19 protein-coding genes are annotated in these 19,463 nt (G+C 74.4%); 10 read left to right on the forward strand and 9 right to left on the reverse strand.

The features are described 5' to 3' along the window. Positions 1-155: 155 nt before the first annotated feature. Both ACZ6TV_RS37940 and ACZ6TV_RS37945 read right to left on the reverse strand, forming a co-directional pair. Positions 156-956, reverse strand: a complete 801-nt coding sequence (locus tag ACZ6TV_RS37940) for an oxidoreductase (RefSeq protein ID WP_465303206.1) — start codon at positions 954-956, stop codon at positions 156-158. Positions 957-1,016: 60 nt separating this feature from the next. Then, entirely contained in the window at positions 1,017-2,612 is a 1,596-nt protein-coding gene (locus ACZ6TV_RS37945) for a carbon-nitrogen hydrolase family protein (RefSeq protein ID WP_465303208.1), read from the reverse strand. Positions 2,613-2,695: 83 nt separating this feature from the next. Between ACZ6TV_RS37945 and ACZ6TV_RS37950 the strand changes: the two genes are divergently transcribed. Then, complete coding sequence (locus ACZ6TV_RS37950) at positions 2,696-2,971, forward strand: Dabb family protein (RefSeq protein ID WP_465303210.1); 276 nt, start codon at positions 2,696-2,698, stop codon at positions 2,969-2,971. A 22-nt stretch (positions 2,972-2,993) separates the two neighbouring features. Continuing rightward, a complete protein-coding gene (locus tag ACZ6TV_RS37955) occupies positions 2,994-4,388 on the forward strand; it encodes an MFS transporter (RefSeq protein ID WP_465303212.1) in 1,395 nt (464 codons plus the stop codon). Between the two features lie 21 nt (positions 4,389-4,409). Here ACZ6TV_RS37955 and ACZ6TV_RS37960 read toward each other — a convergent pair whose 3' ends face one another. Genes ACZ6TV_RS37960 through ACZ6TV_RS37985 form a run of 6 tightly spaced genes read right to left on the reverse strand, consistent with a single transcriptional unit; the run spans position 4,410 to position 11,830 of the window. Next, on the reverse strand, positions 4,410-5,870 hold the full coding sequence (locus ACZ6TV_RS37960) for an aldehyde dehydrogenase family protein (protein ID WP_465303214.1): 1,461 nt from the start codon (positions 5,868-5,870) through the stop codon (positions 4,410-4,412). Beyond that, positions 5,867-6,997, reverse strand: a complete 1,131-nt coding sequence (locus tag ACZ6TV_RS37965; RefSeq protein ID WP_465303216.1) for an FAD-dependent oxidoreductase — start codon at positions 6,995-6,997, stop codon at positions 5,867-5,869. Before ACZ6TV_RS37965 ends, ACZ6TV_RS37960 begins: the two co-directional genes overlap by 4 nt. After that, positions 6,994-7,869 (reverse strand): isocitrate lyase/PEP mutase family protein, encoded by an 876-nt coding sequence (locus ACZ6TV_RS37970; RefSeq protein ID WP_465303218.1) that lies wholly within the window; start codon positions 7,867-7,869, stop codon positions 6,994-6,996. The genes ACZ6TV_RS37965 and ACZ6TV_RS37970 overlap by 4 nt, the downstream gene beginning before the upstream one ends. Further along, positions 7,866-9,284 (reverse strand): aldehyde dehydrogenase family protein, encoded by a 1,419-nt coding sequence (locus ACZ6TV_RS37975; RefSeq protein ID WP_465303220.1) that lies wholly within the window; start codon positions 9,282-9,284, stop codon positions 7,866-7,868. The genes ACZ6TV_RS37970 and ACZ6TV_RS37975 overlap by 4 nt, the downstream gene beginning before the upstream one ends. Then, entirely contained in the window at positions 9,284-10,561 is a 1,278-nt protein-coding gene (locus ACZ6TV_RS37980) for an acyl-CoA dehydrogenase family protein (protein WP_465303222.1), read from the reverse strand. Before ACZ6TV_RS37980 ends, ACZ6TV_RS37975 begins: the two co-directional genes overlap by 1 nt. Before the next feature lie 15 nt (positions 10,562-10,576). Continuing rightward, a complete protein-coding gene (locus ACZ6TV_RS37985; protein ID WP_465303224.1) occupies positions 10,577-11,830 on the reverse strand; it encodes a flavin reductase in 1,254 nt (417 codons plus the stop codon). 124 nt (positions 11,831-11,954) lie between these two features. Here ACZ6TV_RS37985 and ACZ6TV_RS37990 point away from each other — a divergent pair, with 124 nt between their 5' ends. Next, a complete protein-coding gene (locus ACZ6TV_RS37990; protein WP_465303226.1) occupies positions 11,955-12,773 on the forward strand; it encodes an IclR family transcriptional regulator in 819 nt (272 codons plus the stop codon). A 17-nt stretch (positions 12,774-12,790) separates the two neighbouring features. On the opposite strand, the gene ACZ6TV_RS37995 is transcribed toward ACZ6TV_RS37990, so the two are convergent. Continuing rightward, positions 12,791-13,480, reverse strand: coding sequence for a hypothetical protein (locus tag ACZ6TV_RS37995; protein ID WP_465303228.1), 690 nt, complete (start codon positions 13,478-13,480; stop codon positions 12,791-12,793). A gap of 77 nt (positions 13,481-13,557) precedes the next feature. On the opposite strand from ACZ6TV_RS37995, the gene ACZ6TV_RS38000 reads away from it, so the two are divergent. From ACZ6TV_RS38000 to ACZ6TV_RS38030, 7 genes are read left to right on the forward strand one after another with little or no spacing between them, the layout of a single operon-like run. Then, entirely contained in the window at positions 13,558-14,061 is a 504-nt protein-coding gene (locus ACZ6TV_RS38000; protein ID WP_465303230.1) for a MaoC family dehydratase, read from the forward strand. Then, on the forward strand, positions 14,058-15,065 hold the full coding sequence (locus ACZ6TV_RS38005) for an LLM class flavin-dependent oxidoreductase (RefSeq protein ID WP_465303232.1): 1,008 nt from the start codon (positions 14,058-14,060) through the stop codon (positions 15,063-15,065). The genes ACZ6TV_RS38000 and ACZ6TV_RS38005 overlap by 4 nt, the downstream gene beginning before the upstream one ends. Next, positions 15,062-16,273 (forward strand): CaiB/BaiF CoA transferase family protein, encoded by a 1,212-nt coding sequence (locus ACZ6TV_RS38010; RefSeq protein ID WP_465303234.1) that lies wholly within the window; start codon positions 15,062-15,064, stop codon positions 16,271-16,273. The genes ACZ6TV_RS38005 and ACZ6TV_RS38010 overlap by 4 nt, the downstream gene beginning before the upstream one ends. Then, positions 16,270-17,604, forward strand: coding sequence for an MmgE/PrpD family protein (locus tag ACZ6TV_RS38015; RefSeq protein WP_465303236.1), 1,335 nt, complete (start codon positions 16,270-16,272; stop codon positions 17,602-17,604). Before ACZ6TV_RS38010 ends, ACZ6TV_RS38015 begins: the two co-directional genes overlap by 4 nt. Further along, positions 17,601-18,578 (forward strand): RidA family protein, encoded by a 978-nt coding sequence (locus tag ACZ6TV_RS38020; protein ID WP_465303238.1) that lies wholly within the window; start codon positions 17,601-17,603, stop codon positions 18,576-18,578. Before ACZ6TV_RS38015 ends, ACZ6TV_RS38020 begins: the two co-directional genes overlap by 4 nt. Then, positions 18,575-19,063, forward strand: a complete 489-nt coding sequence (locus ACZ6TV_RS38025) for an FAS1-like dehydratase domain-containing protein (RefSeq protein ID WP_465303240.1) — start codon at positions 18,575-18,577, stop codon at positions 19,061-19,063. The genes ACZ6TV_RS38020 and ACZ6TV_RS38025 overlap by 4 nt, the downstream gene beginning before the upstream one ends. Further along, positions 19,060-19,443, forward strand: a complete 384-nt coding sequence (locus ACZ6TV_RS38030) for a MaoC family dehydratase (protein ID WP_465303242.1) — start codon at positions 19,060-19,062, stop codon at positions 19,441-19,443. The genes ACZ6TV_RS38025 and ACZ6TV_RS38030 overlap by 4 nt, the downstream gene beginning before the upstream one ends. Positions 19,444-19,463: the final 20 nt, after the last annotated feature.

A 19,463-nucleotide genomic window follows, 5' to 3' on the forward strand; every position in this document is an offset into this window, starting at 1 on the left:
TCCGGCGTCGCCCTGAGCTGAAACTGTGCATATGGTGAGCAGCCTCTCCGCTGCGCTCCGGGCCGCTCACGACGCCACCTCCGCTTCGCTCCGGCGTCGCCCTGAGCTGAAACTGTGCATATGGTGAGCAGCCTCTCCGCTGCGCTCCGGGCCGCTCACGGGCGGGGCAGTTCTCGGTCGCCGCCCCAGAGGGCGCGGACGAGACGGGCGGTGAGCTCCTCGCCGAAGTACCGCACGCCCATGACGTTCGCCGGGTCGCGGTCGGCGATGTTGCGCCGGGTCGCCAGGTCCCGCTCGCGCAGCGCGGCACGCTCGTCCTGCGGCACCGCCTCGGCGTCGTCGACCCACGCCAGCCACTGGTCGACCCTGGCGTGCAGCACGTCGCTGACCACCTTGAGGTTGCGTTCCTTGCGTTCGAACGAGTACACGTAGGCGTTCGGCGACAGCGAGGCGCGGATGAAGCCGGCCCGGCTGGTGAACCAGGCGAACTCCTCGTCGGCGCGGTGCTCCAGCCACGCGTCGTTGGGGCCGGCGTAGTAGCGGTCGAAGTAGTCGCCGTCCACGACGATGTCGGTCCGCGGGATGTAGTCGGTGTAGAACCAGCCGCCGGGCCAGCACAGCAGCGCGATGCCGAGGTGCGGCACCTTGACCTGCGGGCCGAGCCAGCAGGTGAGGTGCAGGTTGACGAAGCTGCGGGACGGGTCGCCCAGCCACGAGTGGACCATCCAGTCGACCTCCGGCCCGCTGTAGGCGGCGACCCGGCCGCCCGGACCCTCCGGATACGTCCCGTACTGCTCCAGCGTGTCGGTCGACGGGTCGCGTGTCGTGGTGAACCTCGCGTCGATCTTGGCCTTGAGATCCGCCAGGAGCTGCTGGAACTGTGCGAAGGTGTGGTGGACGTCGATCACGGGCGACGCGTCGAGCATCTCCTCGACGTGCTGGACGGTTTCCTCCACGCGTTCACTCCCAACGCTCAAGCTGTAATGGAAACAGTGTTTCGCTACGGGTAACAGATGTCAACGGGTCAGGGCGTCGACGAGCTGCCAGGGCCGCCCGTCGAGCAGGTCGGTGCCGCGCGAGACCAGCTTGTTGCGGCTCTGCGCGGGCGCCAGGACGGCGGAGGCGACCATGGTCCCCGCCTCGACGGCGGTGACGACCGGGTGGCTGATCCTGCCCGTGAAGGGGCCCTCCCAGGCGGTCCACAGCGTGAAGTCGGGGCTCAGCGTGTAGAACGCGGCCGGGTGTCGCGGGCCGGAGGCGGCGACGATGTTGAGCCGGTTCTCCGCCGCGCGCTCGGGCAGGCCCAGGGCGAGCTCCCAGTCCTCGGCGGGGGTGAACGGCACCGCGACCACGTCCGCGCCGGCGATCGCGGCCACCCGGAACACCTCCGGGTAGATGGCGTCGTCGCCGACCACGACGGCGAGGCGCCCCCACGGCAGGTCGAACGTCTCCACCCGGTCGCCGTGCCGGCTGACCTGACCGGCGAGCCGCTCGACCGGGTGCAGCTGCAGCTGCCTGCCGACGACACCGTCGCCGGAGACCACCAGGCCGGCGTGCGCGCCGTCCTCCAGGACGCTGGTCACCGCGACCGCGTCGGTGCCCCGCAGCAGCTCCCGCAGCTCCGCCACGACGGATGGCTCCTGCAGCTCCGGCAGCACCAGGAGCCGCGCCCCGCCGGCCAGGGCACCCGGCACGCCGTCGCTCGCCCGTACCACGGCGGCCTGCAGCGACTCGGCGGCGTCCGGCCTGGAGGGGGCCTGCGGCGGCCGGCCGATCGGCGCGTAGACCGGTCCGCGCCGCGCGGTGAACCGGTCGGTGCCGTCGGGCCGTCGCTTGTCGCGGGCCGTGGCCGGGTCGATGTCGGCGATCACGACCGCCTCGCCGGACCGCGGGCCCTTCGCCACGACGGTGCCGTCGGGCGCCACGATCTGGCTCTCCCCGGCGCCGTGCAGCCACTCCGGCGGCACCTTGAGCCCGGCGCTGATGACGTCGAGCTTGTCGGCGGGCAGCAGCGGGCCGACCTTGTTGGCCGCCACGACCCAGACCCGGTTCTCCGCCGCCCGCACCGGGATGTGCAGGCTCGCCTCGTCGGTCGCGAAGGAGTTGAGGCTGTTGAGCAGCACCTCCGCCCCGCGCAGCGCGAGTCCGCGGGCCACCTCGGGTGCGACGCCCTCCATGCAGGCATACATGCCGACGGTACCGAAGGCGGTGCCGACGACCGGCCCGTTCTCGCTGCCGCGGTGCAGGTGGTCGTTCTCGCTGCCCATCAGGGTCTGCTTGTCGCTCTGCCCGAGCAGCGCGCCGTCCGGCCCGAAGAGCAGGTTGGTGCCGGTGGTCCGGCCGTCGTCGCGGGCGAGCGTGACGTTGATCTTCACGTGGACGGCGTGCCGCGCGGCCCGCCCGGCGACCGCGGTCAGGAACGCGTCGCCGAGCCGGCAGGCCATGCGCCGGGCATGGTCGCGGTCGTCGTACCACGACAGGTGGTTGCAGAATTCCGGCAGGACCACCAGATCCGCGCCCTCGGCGGCGGCCTGGTCGATCATCCGCAGACAGTCGGCGAGGTTCGCGGATACGTCCTGACCGACGGCGAACTGGACAGCGGCAACCCTCACGAGGGCCTCCTGGTTCCTCTAGCGGAACAGTGTTTCCCGAACATACACTCGCCGCGCGTTCACTGAAAGAGAGGTCGATTGTCGTGCTGACCCATGTCGTCGTCATGAAGTTCGCGGATCCCGCCGACGCGCCGGAGGCCAAGCAGCGCCTGGAAGCCCTGGTCGGTGTGGTGCCGCAGGTCCGCTCCATGCTCGTGGGCCTGGACACCGTGCGCAGCGACGTGTCCGGCGACCTCTGCATGATCACCACCCACGACGACCTGGACGGGCTGCGCGGCTACCAGTCGCACGAGGCGCACCAGGAGGTCGGCGCCTGGCTGCGCCCCCGCCTCGCGGCCCGCACCGCCGTCGACTTCTGAGCGCCGCCGCGCCCCGCCGGGCATGAACCGGCGGCGCGCGGGCAACAGCGGGACGATGAGAGGCCGGGCGCTCGCGATCGCACTCGTGGCGGCGTTCATGACGCTGCTCGACGTCAGCATCGTCAACGTCGCCATCCCCTCCATGCAGGCCGACCTGCACATGGGCTCCAGCGGGCTGCAGTGGGTCCTGTCCGGGTACGCGCTCACCTTCGGCCTGCTGCTGGTGCCCGCCGGCCGGTTCGGCGACGCCCGCGGGATCCGGCCCGTCTTCGTCGCCGGGCTCGCCGGGTTCACCGCCGCCAGCGCCGCGGCCGGCGCGGCGCAGAGCGAGGCGTGGCTGGTCATCGCCCGCCTCGTCCAGGGCGCCTTCGCCGGCGTGGTCTCCCCGCAGGTCACCGGCCTCATCCAACGTTTGTACCCGCCGGCGGAGCGGGCCAGGCCGTTCGGGCTGCTCGGTGCCACGATCGGCATCGCCACCGCCACCGGCCCGCTGCTCGGCGGGGTGATCATCCAGCTCGCCGGGGCGCACGACGGCTGGCGGTGGGTGTTCTACATCAACCTGCCCGTCGGTCTCGCCACGGCGCTGCTCGGCTGGCGGCTGATCCCCCAGCGGCCGGCGGAACTGCGCCGCCGGGAGAGCCTCGACCCGGTCGGGGTGCTGCTCCTGGGCCTCGCGGTCGTGCAACTGCTGCTCCCGCTGATCGGGCAGCGGCACTGGTACCTGGTGGGCACCGGCATCCTGACCCTCGCCGGGTTCGTGCGGTGGGAGCTGCGGTACCCCGGCACGCCCCTGGCGGACCTGCAGCTGTTCCGCCGGCGGTCCTACGCGCTCGGCACGACCGTCGTCCTGCTGTACTTCGGCGGCTTCACCGCGAACTTCTTCATCCTCACCCTGTACCTGCAGCGCGGGCAAGGCTTCACGGCGCTGCAGGCGGGCCTGGCGACCACCCCGTTCGCGCTCGGCTCGGCCATCGCCGCGTTCACCGGCGGCCGGGTCGTGAACCGGTTCGGCCGGCCCCTCGTCGTCGCCGGTCTGATCACCGTCATCGCGGGCCTGTCGGGGACCATCGCCGTGCTGTACCTGGTGCCCTCACCCTGGGCGCTGTCCGCGCCGCTGCTGCTCGCCGGCATCGGCAGCGGCCTGGTCATCACCCCCAACCAGACCCTCACCCTCGCCTGCGTGCCGGTCGACCGGTCCGGCAGCGCCGCCGGCGTCGTGCAGACCGCGCAACGCGTCGGCGCCGCGTTCGGCATCGCCGCGATCGGCGCCGTGTTCTTCGCCCGGCTCGACGCCACCTCCGGCGACTGGACGGCGGCGTTCGAGATGGCGCTGACGGTCGCGATCGGCCTCGTCGTCCTCGCCCTCGCCGCCGCCGTCACCGACGTCGCCGTCGCCCGCCGCACCCGCGACGGGTGAGGGGACGGGACCGGGCCGGTGCTAACCGGGGTAGGCGGTGGGGGACAGGCCGGCGCCGCCGGCGCGGAAAGCGGCGGGGGCGTGCACGACGCACGTCTGGACGTATTCGGCGAGGCCCTCCTCGGCGTACTCGCGGCCCCAGCCGGACCGTTTCACCCCGCCGAACGGGGCCCGTAGCGACATGCCGGTGCGGTTGTGGGTGTTGACGAACGCGAAGCCCGCCTCCAGGCGCCGGGCGAAGGCGAACGCGCGGTCCTCGTCGGCGCTCCACACGGACGCGCCGAGGCCGAGGTCGTCGTCGTTGGCCATGGCGAGGGCCTGGTCCTCGGAGTCGTAGCACAGCACCGGTACGACCGGCGCGAACTGCTCCTCGCGGACCAGCGCCGCCGCCGGCGGCGGGTCGAGCACGAGGCGGGGCGGCGCGAAGTGGCCCGCCTTCTCGTCGTAGCCGTCGCCGGTGCGGCCCAGCTCGACGACGCCGGCGGTGCCGACGAGCTGGTCCAGGACCAGGTGGATGGCCCGGCTCCGGGCGTCGGCGCTGATCAGGGGCCCCATCGTGACGCCGTCGGCGAGCGGGTCGCCGACGACCAGGACACGGGCGGCGGCCGCCACGTAGGCGTCGGCGAAGTCACCCGCGCGGGCGCGCGGCACGTACAGCCGTTTCGCCGCCATGCACACCTGCCCGGCGGTGGCGAAACTCGCCATGACCAGGCGGTCCATGCTCGCGTCGTCGAACGGCGCGTCGGGCAGGAACACGGCGGGGTCGTTGCCGCCGAGCTCCATGACGGCCGGGACGAGCCGGTCCGCGGCGGCCGCGGCGATCGCCCGGCCGGCGTCCTCACCGCCGGTGAACGCGACCTTGCGCACCAGGCGGTGCGTGACGAGCGCGGTGACCAGGTCCGCATAACCGTGCATGACCTGCACCGCGCCGTCCGGCAGGCACGCCTGGAAGATCCGCACGACGTGGGAGACGGTGAGCGGGCCGAGCGGCGAGGGCTTCACGATGACGGTGTTGCCGGCCGCGAGCGCCGGCGCGAGCTTCAGCATCGCGAGGATGACCGGCGCGTTCCACGGCGTCACGGCGACGACGACGCCGTAGGGCTTACGGATGCCCAGCAGGCGGCCCTGGGCGTCGTCGAGCTCCCGGTCGGCGTACGCGGCCGGGGCGTGCCCGATCACCCACCGCAGGTAGTGCACGGCGAACCCGAGCTCGCCCCGGCAGTCCGCGAGGGGCTTGCCGATCTCCCGCGCGAGCAGGACGGCGAGCTCGTCGACGGCGGCGGACAGGGCGTCGGCGGCGGCCCGCAGCGCGGCGAGCCGCCCGTCGACCGGCGTGCCCGCCCAGCCGCGGAACGCGGCGTGCGCGGCGCGGACGGCGTCGTCGACCCGGTCGGGGACGTTGCGGACGACGGCGCTGACCCGCCCGACGATCTCGGCGTGCCGCGCCGGGTTCTCCCGCAGGATGCCTGGCCGCCCGCTCACGCCGAGACCTCCCGCAGGGATGCGATCATCGAGGACCGCAGCAGGTACGCCCTGGCCGCGACCGGGTCGGCGGCGAGGGCGCGCAGCTCGTCGGCGTAGGCGGAGGCGCCGCCGGAGCGCAGCTTCTCCCAGTTGCCGTGGGTGGTCTTCTGCACGTAGTCGCGGGCCACGTCGCGCCTGGCCCGGGCGGTGCCGGAGATGTTGTCGTCGTCGCCGGTCATGACGGCCTCGGCGAGCAGGACGGCGTCGTGGATGCCGGAGTTCATGCCCATCCCGCCGAGCGGGTTGTTGATGTGCGCCGCGTCCCCGGCGAGCAGCACCCGGTCCACCCGGAACGACGCGGCGACCCGCTGGTGGACCCGGTACAGGGTGGTGTGCGCGACCCGCCACGGCCGCCCGGGGTCGGCGACCCCCAGGAGCCGCTCCGGCAGCCGCGCCAGCTCGGCGTCGTCGGGGGTGTCGGCCGGGGTCGGCAGCAGCACCCGCCAGTGGTCCGGGGTGCGGAGCAGGACCAGCCACTCGACGGGGTCGAACAGGTAGTTGACCTCGGCGATCCCGGGCAGCAGCGCGGTCAGGTCCTCGTCGGTGGAGCCGACCAGGAACCGGTCCGGGTAGGTGATCCCCTCGAACGCGTCACCGAACAGCGACCGGCGCACCGCGGAATTCGCCCCGTCGGCGCCGATCAGCCAGTCCCCGCGGAAGTCGCCGCCGGCGTGCACGGTCACCCCGGCCGCGTCCTGCGAGACACCGGTCACCGCGTGCCCGAAGCGGACGGTGCCGGGCGGCAGCAGCGGCAGGAGCAGCCGGGTGAGCTTGCTCTGCTCGCACTGCAGCCGGAAGGGGTACGGCGTGTCCCCGGCGAGCAGCGACATGTCGAGCTCGGCGATGACGCCGCCGCCGCGTTCCCGGTACTGGAACCGCGGCGAGACCAGGCCCTGCCGCAGGAGCGCGGGCAGGACCCCGAGGCCGGCGAGCATCTCCAGGGACGGCGGGTGGAACGTCGACGCCCGCGACTGCGTGGCGAGGGCGTCGCCGGCCTCCAGCACGGTGACGTCGGCGCCGAGGCGGTGCAGGGTGAGCGCGGCGGTCAGCCCGACGGGCCCCGCGCCGGCGACGATCACCTTCATGCGGGCACCTCCGAGTAGCGGGCGTCCAGGGCGAGCGCCTCGGACTGGCCGACGAGACCGGTGAACGCGTCCCACGGCAGCCTGCTCACCGTGGTGGCGCTGCCGCCGGCGGCGATCGCGGCGTACGCGTCCCGCGCGGCGGCGAGGGCGGCGAGCAGCGGCGCGACCGGATGCAGCACGAACCGCACCCCGAGCTCGGCCAGGCGGGCGTCGTCGGGAAACGCCTCGGATTCCGATGCTTGTCCGGATGCCTCGGAGCGGTTCACGACCAGGGGGACGCCTGGCAGGGCCGCGTGCACGGCCGCCAGGTCGCCGGCGCCGGTGACCCCCTCGACGAAGACCGCGTCGGCGCCCGCGGCCACGTAGGCCCGGGAACGGGCGATCGCGTCGTCGAGTCCGGTGACGGTGAACGCGTCGGTCCGCGCGACGAGGACCAGACCGGTGCCGGCCTCGGCGATCGCCCGTACCTTCGCGGCCGCCGGACCGGCGCCGAGCAGTTCCTTGCCGGCCAGGTGCCCGCAGCGTTTCGGGCTGACCTGGTCCTCCAGGTGCAGCCCGGCCACGCCCGCGGCCGCGTACCGGCGGGCCGTCCACACGGCGTGCAGCGGGTTGCCGTAGCCGGTGTCCGCGTCGGCCAGCAGCGGCACCCCGCCCAGCGCGGGCATCAGCGCCGCGGCCCGGTCCGCGATGTGGGTGCCGTGGACGTAGCCGAGGTCCGGCAGCCCCAGGGCGAGCGCCGACACGGCCGCCCCCGACAGGTGCACGGCCGGGAACCCGGCACGCACCGCGAGGGCGGCGGTCAACGGGTCGTACACGCCGGGCAGGTGCGTGACGGTGCCGCCGACGAGGAGCCTGGCGAGGAGCCGCCTCACAGGGCGAAGCCGTTCTCGACGCCGGTGACCCGCGGGTTGGTGAAGAAGCGCAGGGTCTCCGCCGTGCCCTCCTCGCCGAGGCCGGAGACGCCCCACGCCGGGCGGGGCGTGAACAGGTGCAGGCTCATCACCGACGAGCCGTTGACCTTCACCTCGCCGGCGCGGATCCGCCGGGCGACGCCGAGCGCGGCGTCCTCGTCGGTGCCGAAGACGTAGCCTTCCAGGCCGTACGCGGTGTCGTTGGCGAGGGCGACGGCCTCCTCGACGGTGCCGTACCCGTGGACGGTGGCGACGGGCCCGAAGATCTCGTGCCGGGCGGGTTCCTCGGCGGCGCCGGTGACGAGCGCGGGCGCGAAGAAGTTCCCGCCGGCGGGCACGTCGGTCCACGTGTGCGCCTTGCCGCCGAGGTCGAGGAGGCGGGCGGCGACGAGCGCCCGGTGCCCGCTGTGGATGAGCGGCCCCAGCTGCGTCAGCGGGTCGGCCGGGTCACCGGCGCGCAGCGCGCCCAGGCGCTCACCGATCGCGGCGAGCAGCGCCGGGACCATGTCGTGGGGGGCGATCAGCCGGCCGAGCGCCCGGCACCACTGGCCGTTGAGCGTGGTGAGCAGGTCGACGGCGGCGCGGGCGGCCGCGTCGACGTCCGCGTCGCTCAGCACGACGAGCGGGTTGTTGCCGCCGAGCTCCAGCTGCGCGGGTTTCAGCCCGGCGGCGCACAGCCCGGCGACGGCCCGACCGCCGGGCACCCCGCCGGTGAAGGACACCGCCCGGACCCGCGGGTCGCCGGCGAGCGTCGCACCGACCTCCGCCCCGCCGTGCAGCAGCTGCAGCACCCCGGCGGGCAGCAGGTCCGCGATCGTCTCGGTGAGCAGCTGGGTGCCGGCGGGCGCGTACTCGCTGGGCTTGACGATCGTGGGGCAGCCGGCGGCGAGGGCGTTCGCGGCCTTGTGCGCGGCCATCGGCGCGGGCGCGTTCCACGGCACGAGGCACAGCGCCGGACCCCACGGCAGCAGCTCCACGGTGACGGGCCGGCCGTCGTCGCGGGTGGCGGTGCGGGTGAGCCACCCCTCGCGCAGCTGCGCGGCGGCGAGCCGGAACGAGCCGGTGACGATGAACCCGAGCGGGGTCGCCTGCCGGACCGGCACGCCGGTGCTCGCGCTCTCCACGGCGACGATGTCCGCGATGCGGGCCTGCAGGGCGTCGGCGCAGGCGTCGAGCAGGTCGGCGCGTTCGGCCGGGGGCACCGCGGCCCAGGAGTCGCCGACCCGGTCGGCGGCGGCGAGCGCGGCCTCGACGTCGTCGCGGGAGCTGCCCAGCCGCGGGCCGAGGACCGCGCCGGTCGCCGGGTCCTCCAGGGTCCCGGGCAGCGTGCGGGTGGCCGGCGTCCAGCTGCCGCCGACGAGAGATCGGGCCGTCATCACCGCTCCTTGGACACGTTGGCGAACAGGGCGTTCTCCGCGCCCGAGGTGACCAGGTTCGCGGCCTCCAGGCGGCCACGCTCCGCCGGGAACGTCATGACCAGGGACATGGCGGTGTCCCGGACTGCCCTGGCGATGACGCCGGTGTTGGCGGTGCCGGACGTGCCGGTGCACTTGAGGGCGCCGACGGCGACGTCGAAGCACGCCTCGGTGATGGAGCCCTTCGCCATCCGCCACTGGCGGAACACGTCGTCCTTGCCGCGCAGCGGCGGCTCCGACGTCTCCAGCTCCAGCTGGCGGCGGATCCACAGGTACGCGGTCTCCAGCCGCTCGGTCATGTCCCCGAACAGCACCTGGTGCATGGGGCTGCTGGCGACCGGCCGGCCGGTGTCCGCGAACGTCTTGCCGGTCGTCGCCGCGAGGGCGGCGTCGTACGCGGACTGCGCCGAGCCCAGGTACACGGCGGAGATGGCGAGCTGGTTGCCGACGAACGAGCCGCGGCTGACCTGCAGCATCCGCACGAACGCCCCCGGCACGGTGAGCGCCTCGTCGTCGGCGATGAACACGTCCTTGAGCGTGATGCCGTGGTTGGCGGTGGCGCGCATTCCGAGCGCGTCCCACGTCGGGCGCTCGCCGACCCCGGCGGCGTCGCGCGGGACGAAGAACGTGGCGAGGCCCGCCGCGGTGTCGGTGCCCTCCAGGCGGGCGGTGGTCAGGTAGTAGTCGGCGACGCCGGTGGCGCAGCCGAACGACTTCTCGCCGTTGAGCAGCCAGCCGCCGCCGACCTTCGTCGCGGTGGTGCTGATGGAGATGTTCGCGCCGGCGCTCTTCACCGACTCCGACGCGAAGTTCGCCAGCCAGACACCGTCCGCCATCCGGGTCAGCACCTTCTCCGCGAACGCCCGCACGGCGGGGATCTCGTCCGGCTCGAACAGGCCTGCCCTGATCGCCTCCAGGGGCAGCAGCCCCCGCGACGCGCTGGTGTTGTGGAAGAAGTACGCGAGGGCCGTGGAGCCGCACGCGGTGCCCATGGCGTACGTGGCGGCGGCCAGGTCCCGCAGCGTGCCGCCGAGCCCGCCGTACTCCTGCGGCACGACGAGCCCGAGCAGCCCGGCGTCGCGCATCCGCGCCACGTGCTCCACGGGGAACCGGCCCTCGGCGTCGGCGCCCGCCGCGGCGTCCCGCAGGGCGGGCAGCACGGATTCGACCCGTTCCGCCCGGCCGCGCTCGGCGTCGGACAGGCCGTCCAGCAGACGGTCGGCGGTGAGCTGTGCCATGACGGTCGGATCCTTTCAGGAGATGGAGACGCGGTACGTGCGGCCCGGCAGCGCCCCGCCGAGGTGTCGTTCGAGGTCCGCGGCGGCGGCGACGAGCGCGGCGCGGGGGCTGTCGCAGGCCACGCCGAGCCGGTCGGCGAGGAACTGCACGTCCTCGCACGCCAGGACCCCGTCGATGCCGCCGAGGGTGGTGTCGAAGTGCCGGACCCCGCTCTTCATCGCGGTCAGCGCGTTGACCAGGCCGAGTCCGTGCCGGTCGCGCAGGCGTACCCGCAGGGAGACCGGTCTCGGCCCGGTGCCGGCGCGGACGGTGGCGTCCTGCAGCAGGGCCCGGACCTGGCGGGGCGAGGCGGCCTCGGCGCCCTCGTCGAGCCCGATCTCGTCGCAGCCGAGCGTGGCGAGCCCGTCGACGGCGTCGAGCACCTCGGCGGCCCGGTCCGGCGCGAACGCGTCCGGCAGCCAGCAGGTCACCGTCATGTCGTGCCGGCCGGCCTCGTCGAGCACCTGTTTCGTGACGGCCGGGTCGCCGGCGACGAGCTCCACGACCCCGGCGCCGCCGAGTGCCGCGCCGGCGACCTCGCCGGCGGTGGCGACGAGCGCGGTCGCGGTGCGCCGGTCGCCGGAGGAGGCGAGGCAGCCGTACGCGTCGCGGACCCGCACCCGGACCCCGGCGGCGCGCAGCGCGGTCGCGAGCCCGCCGGCGACGCCCGCGGGCACCGTGTGCGCGCGCAGCGCGGCGAGCAGGCCGCTGTCGGCGACGCCGACCTTGTCGGGCAGCACGTCGGCGAGCTGCCCCCAGGCGCGGGAGTGGAACAGCAGCGGCGCGACGATCCGCTCGGTCGACGCGCCGAGCACGGCGCCGACGAAGATGGTGTGGTCGCCGCCGGCGTACGCGTGCACGACCCGGCAGTCGAGCCAGCCGACGGCGTCGGTGAGCACCGGCGCGCCGGTCACCCGGGTCTCCCAGGCGCCGCCGGCGAAGCGGTCGGCGACACCTTCACCCAGGACCTGCCCGGCGAACCGGCGGCCGACCGTCGCCTGGTCCTTGGCCAGGACACTGACGGCGAAGACGCCGCTGGCCTCGATGAGCGCGTGCGTGGTGATGCGCCGGTTGAGGCAGACGAGAATGAGCGGCGGGTCGACGCTCACACTGGAGAACGAGCTCGCGGTCATGCCGTGCCAGCCGTCGCCGGCGACGGTGGTCACGACGCTCACCCCGCTCGGCCACTGCGCGAGCACCGAGCGGAACGTGTCGGGGTCGATCGTCACCCGCGCCCACCTCTGTTCCACTTAGCGAAACGCTGTCACCGTCACGGTAACGATCGTGGTGAAGCGATGTCAACGATGCGCGACGCCGTTTCCCCTAGGGAAATCCTGTGCTTAGACTTCTGGGGTGCCGACCACCACCGCAACGACCTCAGTGAACCCGGGCGACAGCGCCGACGGCTCCGCCAGCCGCTCCATCGCGGCGGTCGAGCGGGCCATGGACGTCCTGCTGCTCTTCGGCCGGGTCGGGCGTCCCGACCTCGGCGTGACCGAGATCGCCGCCGAGCTCGGCCTCACCAAGGCGGCGGTGCACCGCATCCTCACCGCGCTGCGCAACCGGGACCTGGTGGCGGTCGACCCGACCACCCGGCGGTATGCGCTGGGCCACGCGGCGGTGGCGCTCGGCCGCGCCTACCTGGCGCGCACCGACCTGCGCGCGATCGCCGCGCCGGAGCTGCGCCGGCTGTCGGAGGAGATCGGCGAGACCACCACCCTGTCGATCCGCCGCGGTGACATGCGGCTCTACGCCGACCAGGTGGTGCCCGAGCAGGAGCTGCGCCTGGAGGTGCAGCTCGGCACCCCCTACCCGCTGCACGCGGGCGCGTCGTCGAAGGCGTTCCTGGCCTTCCTCGGCGCCGAGGAGATCGAGGTCTACCTGGCCAAGCACTCCCTGGGCGCGCTGACGGACAAGACCATCGTCGACGAGGCGGCGCTGCGCCAGGAGCTGGCGGCCATCCAGCGCCGCGGTTACGCGACGTCGCTGGGGGAGCGGCAGGTCGGCGCGGCGTCGGTCGCCGCGCCGATCTTCGACCACGACGGGCACGTCATCGCGGTGCTGTCGGCGGCCGGCCCGCTGTCGCGCTTCAAGCCGCGGATGTCCGAGTGCGCCGACCGGCTCCTCGCCGCCGCCGCCCGCGTCTCCGGCCACCTCGGCTACCACGTGTAACCAGTGCGTCCAGGGCTCTAATGCATCCAGGGCTTCAGCACGCCGAAGGCGGCGGCGGCCAGGACGGACAGCCAGATTCCCCACACGTAGGGCAGGCAGCCGTCCACCGCCCGCCGCAGGGCGCGCTCGACCTCCGGCGTCGAGCCGGTCGTCATGAGGGCGCCGTAGGGCGCCGCGAAGCCGCGCAGCGTCAGCCGGATGCCGAGGCCGCAGGCGATCGCCGTCGCGTAGAGCGCGACCTTCGCGCCGAGCCACTTCGGGTTCGTCGGCACGCCGAACGGCTCGCTCGCGACGATCGTGTACGCCGCGAGCCCGTACAGGACCCCGATCAGGCCGATCCGGATGCTCCAGTCGGCCCGTCGCACCACCGGGTGCTTGCCCGGCGCGTGATGGTCCCTGATCGTCAGGAACAGCCACCCGAAAGCGAACAGCCAGACCGGCAGCACCGTCCACCAGTGGAAGAGCTCGAAGCCGCCCAGGCGCGCGCCGTGCGGGTCCAGGGCCATCAGGGTGACCCCGCTGGGCAGGAAGAGCACCAGGCAGATCTTCGGCCCGAGGTCGAGACCGCCCATGATCTTCAGGGCGGTGCTGCGCGCGACGGGCGGCAGGTCGGGCCGCAGGACGAAGCGGCTGGAGTAGAAGACCCCGAGGTCCCCGCCCAGCCAGAACACGAACAGCACGATGTGCAGCAGGATCCACCAGCCCATCGGACAATGGAAACACTGATCCGCTGTGGGAAACAAGTGCTTGACTCTGGCGTGGCGCGCTGCCTAGCGTCACGGGCATGACGCTGGGCAACTACCTGGAGGACTTCACCGTCGGCGCCGTCTACCAGCACCCGCTGGGGCGCACGATCAGCGAGGCCGACAACACGTGGTTCACGTTGCTCACGATGAACACGAACCAGAACCACTTCAACGCGCACTTCGCCGCGGACGCGCCCTACGGGCGGCTCATCGTCAACTCGGGGCTGAGTGTCGCGATCGTCCTGGGCCTGTCGGTGTCCGACATGAGCCAGCACGCGATCATGAACCTGGGCTGGGACGGGATCCGGCTCACCGCGCCCGTGTTCGTCGGCGACACCCTCTACGCGGAGTCGATCGTGCTCGCGACCCGGCCGTCGGCGTCGCGCCCCTACGCGGGCATCGTCACCTGCCGCACCCGCGGGCTCAACCAGGACGGCGACGAGGTCATGTCCTGGCAGCGCAGCGTCATGGTGTACCGGCGCGACGCCCCCCACGACAAGTCGCACTTCCCCGTCGCGAAGACGGGACCGCTGACGGTATGAGCCTCCCGGCGCTGCACTTCCAGCCCTGGGGCGAGTCCCTGCGGGAGCAGCTCGACGCCGGGCTCCGGGCGGAAGCGGCCGGGGCGGCCGTGGTGTGGGCGCCTGAGCTGCACCGCAGCGCCCCCGTCACCGCCGCCGCGCTCGCCGCCCGCACCACGACGGCAGGGGTGGGCACCGGCATCGCCCTGGCGTTCGCCCGCAGCCCGTTCCTCACCGCGCTGTCGGCGCTCGACCTGGACGAGCTGTCCGGCGGCAGGTTCCGCCTCGGCCTCGGCACCGGCGTGCAGCGGCTCAACGAGGACTGGCACGGCGTCACCTGGTCCCGCCCCGTGCACCGGCTCCGGGAGACCGTCGCCGCGATCCGGCTCGTCGTCGCGGGCGCGCACACCGGCGCACCGATCGACTTCGAGGGCGACTCCGTCCGCCTGCGCGTGCGCGGATACCGGCGGCCGTACGCACCGGTGCGCGACCGCATCCCGGTGTACCTGGCGGGCGTCGGGCCGGCGATGATCGCCCTGGCGGGGGAGATCGGCGACGGATGGATCTCCCACGAGCTGTGCTCCCCGGCCTACCTGTCCTCGCACGTCCTGCCGCGCCTCGGCGCCGGGCCCGGCTTCGAGGTGGTCGTGTCGGCCTGCTGCGCGATCGACGACGACCCCGCCCGGGCGCGGGCCGCCGCCGCGGGCGCCGTCGGGTTCTACGCCTCGGTCCGCACGTACGCCGACCTGTTCGCCTTCCACGACCTCGCCGAGGAGCAGCGGCGGGTGGCCGAGGCGTTCCGGGGCGGGCTGCCCGCCGACGGGCTCGCCGGCGCCGTCGCCCCCGCCATGGTCGACCGGCTCACCCTCACCGGCACCCCCGACCAGGTCGCCGAGCGGATCGCCGGATACGCGGGCCTCGCCGGTGCCGTCAAGCTGAGCCCACCCACGTACGGGCTGCCACCCGAACGGATCCGCGCGCTGCAGGCCGCCATCCTGCGCCTCATCGAGGAGCTGCACCGGTGAGACCCCTCGCGGACGTGCGAATCGTCTCCCTGGAGCAGTACGGCGCCGGGCCGTTCGGATCCGTGCACCTCGCCGACCTCGGCGCCGAGATCATCAAGATCGAGGACCCGCGGACCGGCGGCGACGTGGGCCGCTCCGTCCCGCCGTTCGCCGAGGGCGAGGACTCGCTGTTCTTCGAGACGTTCAACCGCAACAAACGCTCCATCTCCCTCGACGTCACCGCGCCCGCCGGGCGGCTCGTGTTCGAGGACCTGGTGCGGGCCAGCCACGCCGTCTACTCCAACCTGCGCGGCGACGTGCCCGCGAAGCTCGGCATCCGCTACGCCGACCTCGCCGGCGTCAACCCCGCCGTCGTCTGCTGCTCGCTCACCGGCTTCGGGATGACCGGCCCGCGCGCCGCCCAGCCCGGCTACGACTACATCCTGCAGGGCCTCGCCGGCTGGATGGAGCTCACCGGCGAACCCGACGGCCCGCCGACGAAGAGCGGACTGTCCCTCGTGGACTACAGCGGCGGGCTGGTCGCCGCGATCGCGCTCCTCGCCGGGGTGCACGCGGCCCGCCGCGACGGCGTCGGCATGGACTGCGACCTCAGCCTCTACGACACCGCCGTCGGGATGCTCACCTACCCGGCGGTGTGGCACCTCAACGGCGGGTTCGAACCCGCGCGCACCCACCACTCGGCGCATCCGTCCCTGGTGCCGTTCCAGGTGTTCCAGGCCCTCGACGGGTGGCTGGTGGTCGGCTGCGCCAAGGAGAAGTTCTGGCAGCGGCTCGCCGCGCTCCTGGACCGGATCGCCGGCACCGCGCTGGCCGGCGACCCGCGGTTCGCGACGTTCGCCGACCGGCACCGGCACACGGCCGACCTGCTGCCGATCCTGGAGGGCGCCTTCGCGACGCGGCCGGTCGCGGCGTGGCTCGCCGACCTCGAGCCGGCGGGCATCCCGTGCGGGCCGGTCAACGACGTCGCCGCCGCGCTCGCCGACCCGCACACCGCCGCCCGCGGCATGGTCGTGGAGACCGAACACCCGCGCTTCGGCACGATCCGCCAGCCCGCGTCGCCGGTGCGGGTCGGCGACGAACCCGTCCCGCACCGCCGTGCGCCGCGCCGCAACGAGGACGCCGCCTACGTCCTGCGTGACGTCCTCGGCTACGACGACACCCGCGTCGCCGCCCTCACCGCCGCCGGTGCCTTCGGGACCCCCGCATGACGGTCGCCGCCGGCCTCGCCGAGTGGGGGCTGTCCGCCGGCCTCGCCGACCTGCCGCCCGACGCGGTCGACGCGACGCTGCGGCACGTCCTGGACGGGTGCGGCACCGCCGTCGCCGCGCTGCGCGCCGGTGCCGCCGCACCCGCCCTCGCCGTCGCCCGCGGGCTCGGCGGGCCGCCCGAGGCCCGCATCCCCGGGACGGATCTGCGGGTCGGCTCGCCCGCCGCCGCGCTCGCCGGCGGCGTCCTCGTGCACGCCCTCGACTTCGACGACACCCACGCCGGCGGCCTCGTCCACGCCACCGCACCCGTCCTGCCCGTGGTGCTCGCCGTGGGGGAGCAGCTGGGCGTCACCGGCGCCGAGGCCGTCGCCGCGGCCGCCGTCGGCCTCGAGGCGATCTGCCGGCTCGGCGCCGCCGCACCGCACGCGTTCCACGCCCGCGGACTGCACGCCACCGCCGCCTGCGGGGTCGTCGCCGCCGCCCTCGTCGCCGCCAGGCTGCACCGGCTCACCACCGCGCAGACCGTCGACGCCCTCGGCATCGCCGCCAGCCAGGCGGGCGGGCTGCTGGAGTTCCTGCACACCGGGTCGTCGACGAAGCAGCTGCACACCGGGTTCGCCGCGCACCACGGCATCCTCGCCGCCCGGCTCGCCGCCGCCGGCGCCAGCGGCCCCGCGAGCGCCATCGAGGGCGCGTCGGGCTTCTACACCGCCCTCACCGGCACGAGTGTGCCGCCGGAGGCGGTGCTGGCGGGCCTCGGCGAGCGGTTCGAGCTGACCCGGATCACCGTGAAGCCCTACCCGGCGTGCCAGCTGCTGCACGCGCCGCTCGACGCCGCCGCCGGCCTGCGCGTCGACCCGGCGTCCGTCGCCGGCGTCGTCGTCGACGTCCATCCCGACGCGGAAGCCATCGTGTGCGGGCCCGACCAGGCCGCACCGCGCACCGGATACCAGGCGAAGTTCGCGCTCGCCTGGTGCGTCGCCGCGATGCTCGTCGACGGTGCCGTCACCGTCGCCACGTTCACCGGCATCGACCGGCCCGACGTCCTGGCGCTGGCGGCGTCGGTACGCCACCGTGTCACCGACACCCCGGGAGCGGCCGCCGACCAGCCGGGCAGGGTGACCGTCACCCTGCGGGACGGGCGGTCCGTGACCGGCGAGGTGCCACGCAGCGGCGGCGGACCCGGCGCGCCGGGCCTCACCGCGATGGTGCGCGTCAAGGCCCTCGCCAACCTCGGCCCCGGCGGGCCCGCCGTCCTCGACGCCGTCGCCGGGCTGCCGGCCGCCGCCGACCTCACCGACCTGCTCGACGCGCTGGAGGGCACCGCATGACCACGTACCTGCCGGGGATCGCCGGCCCCGACCCGGCGGCCGTCTACCGCTCGGCGGCCACGCAGCTCGCGGCCGCCGGCTTCGGCCCGGACGACGTCGTCCACGTCACCGAGTACGTCACCGGCCCGGCCGCCGGGCCGGCCCGCGACCGGTTCCTGGCCGGGCACCGCGCGCCGGTCTCGGTCGTCCCGGTCGCCGGGTTCCCCGACCCCGCGCACACGGTCGCCGTCGAGCTCGTGACCCACCCCGGCGGCGGCACCCCGATCGACACGGGCGAAGGCGGGGTGCTGCGCGCCGCCGGGGACCTCGTGCACCTGCCGAGCGTGCACACCACCAGCGGCGAGTTCCGCGACCAGTACCGCTGGTGCCTGCTCCGGCTCGGGGAGCTGCTGCACGCGGCGGGTCTCGGCCTCGACGCCCTCGTCCGCACGACGGACTTCACCGCCACCACGACCCGCGCCGAGTACCCGCGCTGCGGCCGCCCCCGGCGGGAGCTGCTCGGCCCGGTCTTCCCCGGCGCCGCCGGCATCCTCGTCGACACCCCGGTCGAGCCGGGCGCGATGGTCTCCGTCGACGCCCTCGCCGGGCTGGGCCCGCTGCGTCCGTTCAACCCCGGCTGGGACCGCTACGACACCCTCACCTACGTCCCCGGGGTCGTCGCCGGCGAGACCCTCGTCATGTCCGGCTTCGGGGCGCTGGACCCGGCGACCCAGCTCGCGCTGCACGAAGGCGACCTGCTCGCCCAGGCGTACTACCTCTACGACAGCGTCGACCTCGTCCTGCAGGCCGCCGGCCGGGGCACCGTCACCCGGCTGCTCGAATACGTCACCCCCGAGGGGCTCGCCGACTATCCCCGCCTCGCCGCCGTGCGGGCCGAACGGTACCCGGACGCCGCCGTCACCTCCGTCGTCTGCTCGGCGCTGCTGCGGCCCGAGTTCCTCATCGAGGTCGTGCCGACGGCGGTGCTGGCATGATGACCGACGCGATCCGGGCGCTCATCGGCCGCACGGTGACGTACACGGCGCCGGAACCCCTCGGCAGGGCCGCGATCCGCTACTTCGCCCTCGCCGTCGGCGACCACAACCCGGTCTACACCGACGACGCCGCCGCCCGCGCCGCCGGCCACGACGGGGTCGTCGCGCCGCCGACGCTCATCTGCGAGACCAACCAGTACGCCGGGCTGCCGCCCGACCACGACGGCTACGCCGGGCACACGTGGGGCATCGACCTGCCCGGCACCCGGCAGGTCCGCGGCGGCAACGCCTACGAGTTCCACCGCCCGGTCCGCCCCGACGACGTCGTCACCGCCGAGTGGACCCTCGCCGGCATCACCGAGCGGACCACCGGCGGCGGGCAGCCGATGCTGGTGTTCACGTCACGGGCCACCTACACCAACCAGGACGGCGACCTCCTCGCCACCAACGAGGAGACCATCATCTACCTGCGGGTGACCTCGTGAGGCCCGGCCTGGAGCTGCCGCCGCTGGAGCGGCTCATCGGGCTGCCCGACATGATCGCCTACGCCGGGGCGACCTGGGACTGGCACCGGCTGCACTACGACCCGTCGTATCTCGCGCCGCGCGGCCTGGACCGCCCGGTGGTCGACGGGCAGGTGTTCGGGGCGCTGCTCGCCGAACAGGTCCAGGACTGGATCGGGACCGCCGGGGTACTGAGGACGCTGCGGTTCCGCTTCAAGAGCCTCGTGCACGCCGGCGAGACCGTCCGCTGCGTCGGCACCGTGACCGCGGTGGACGGCGGCCTGGTCACCATCGAGCACCAGGTCCTCGCCGGCGACCGCGTCGCCGTGGCACCGGCGCAGTCCACGGTGGAGCTGCGGTGAGCGGCCGGCGGCGTCGCTTC

The organism is Dactylosporangium sp. NPDC051087, from assembly GCF_055586325.1.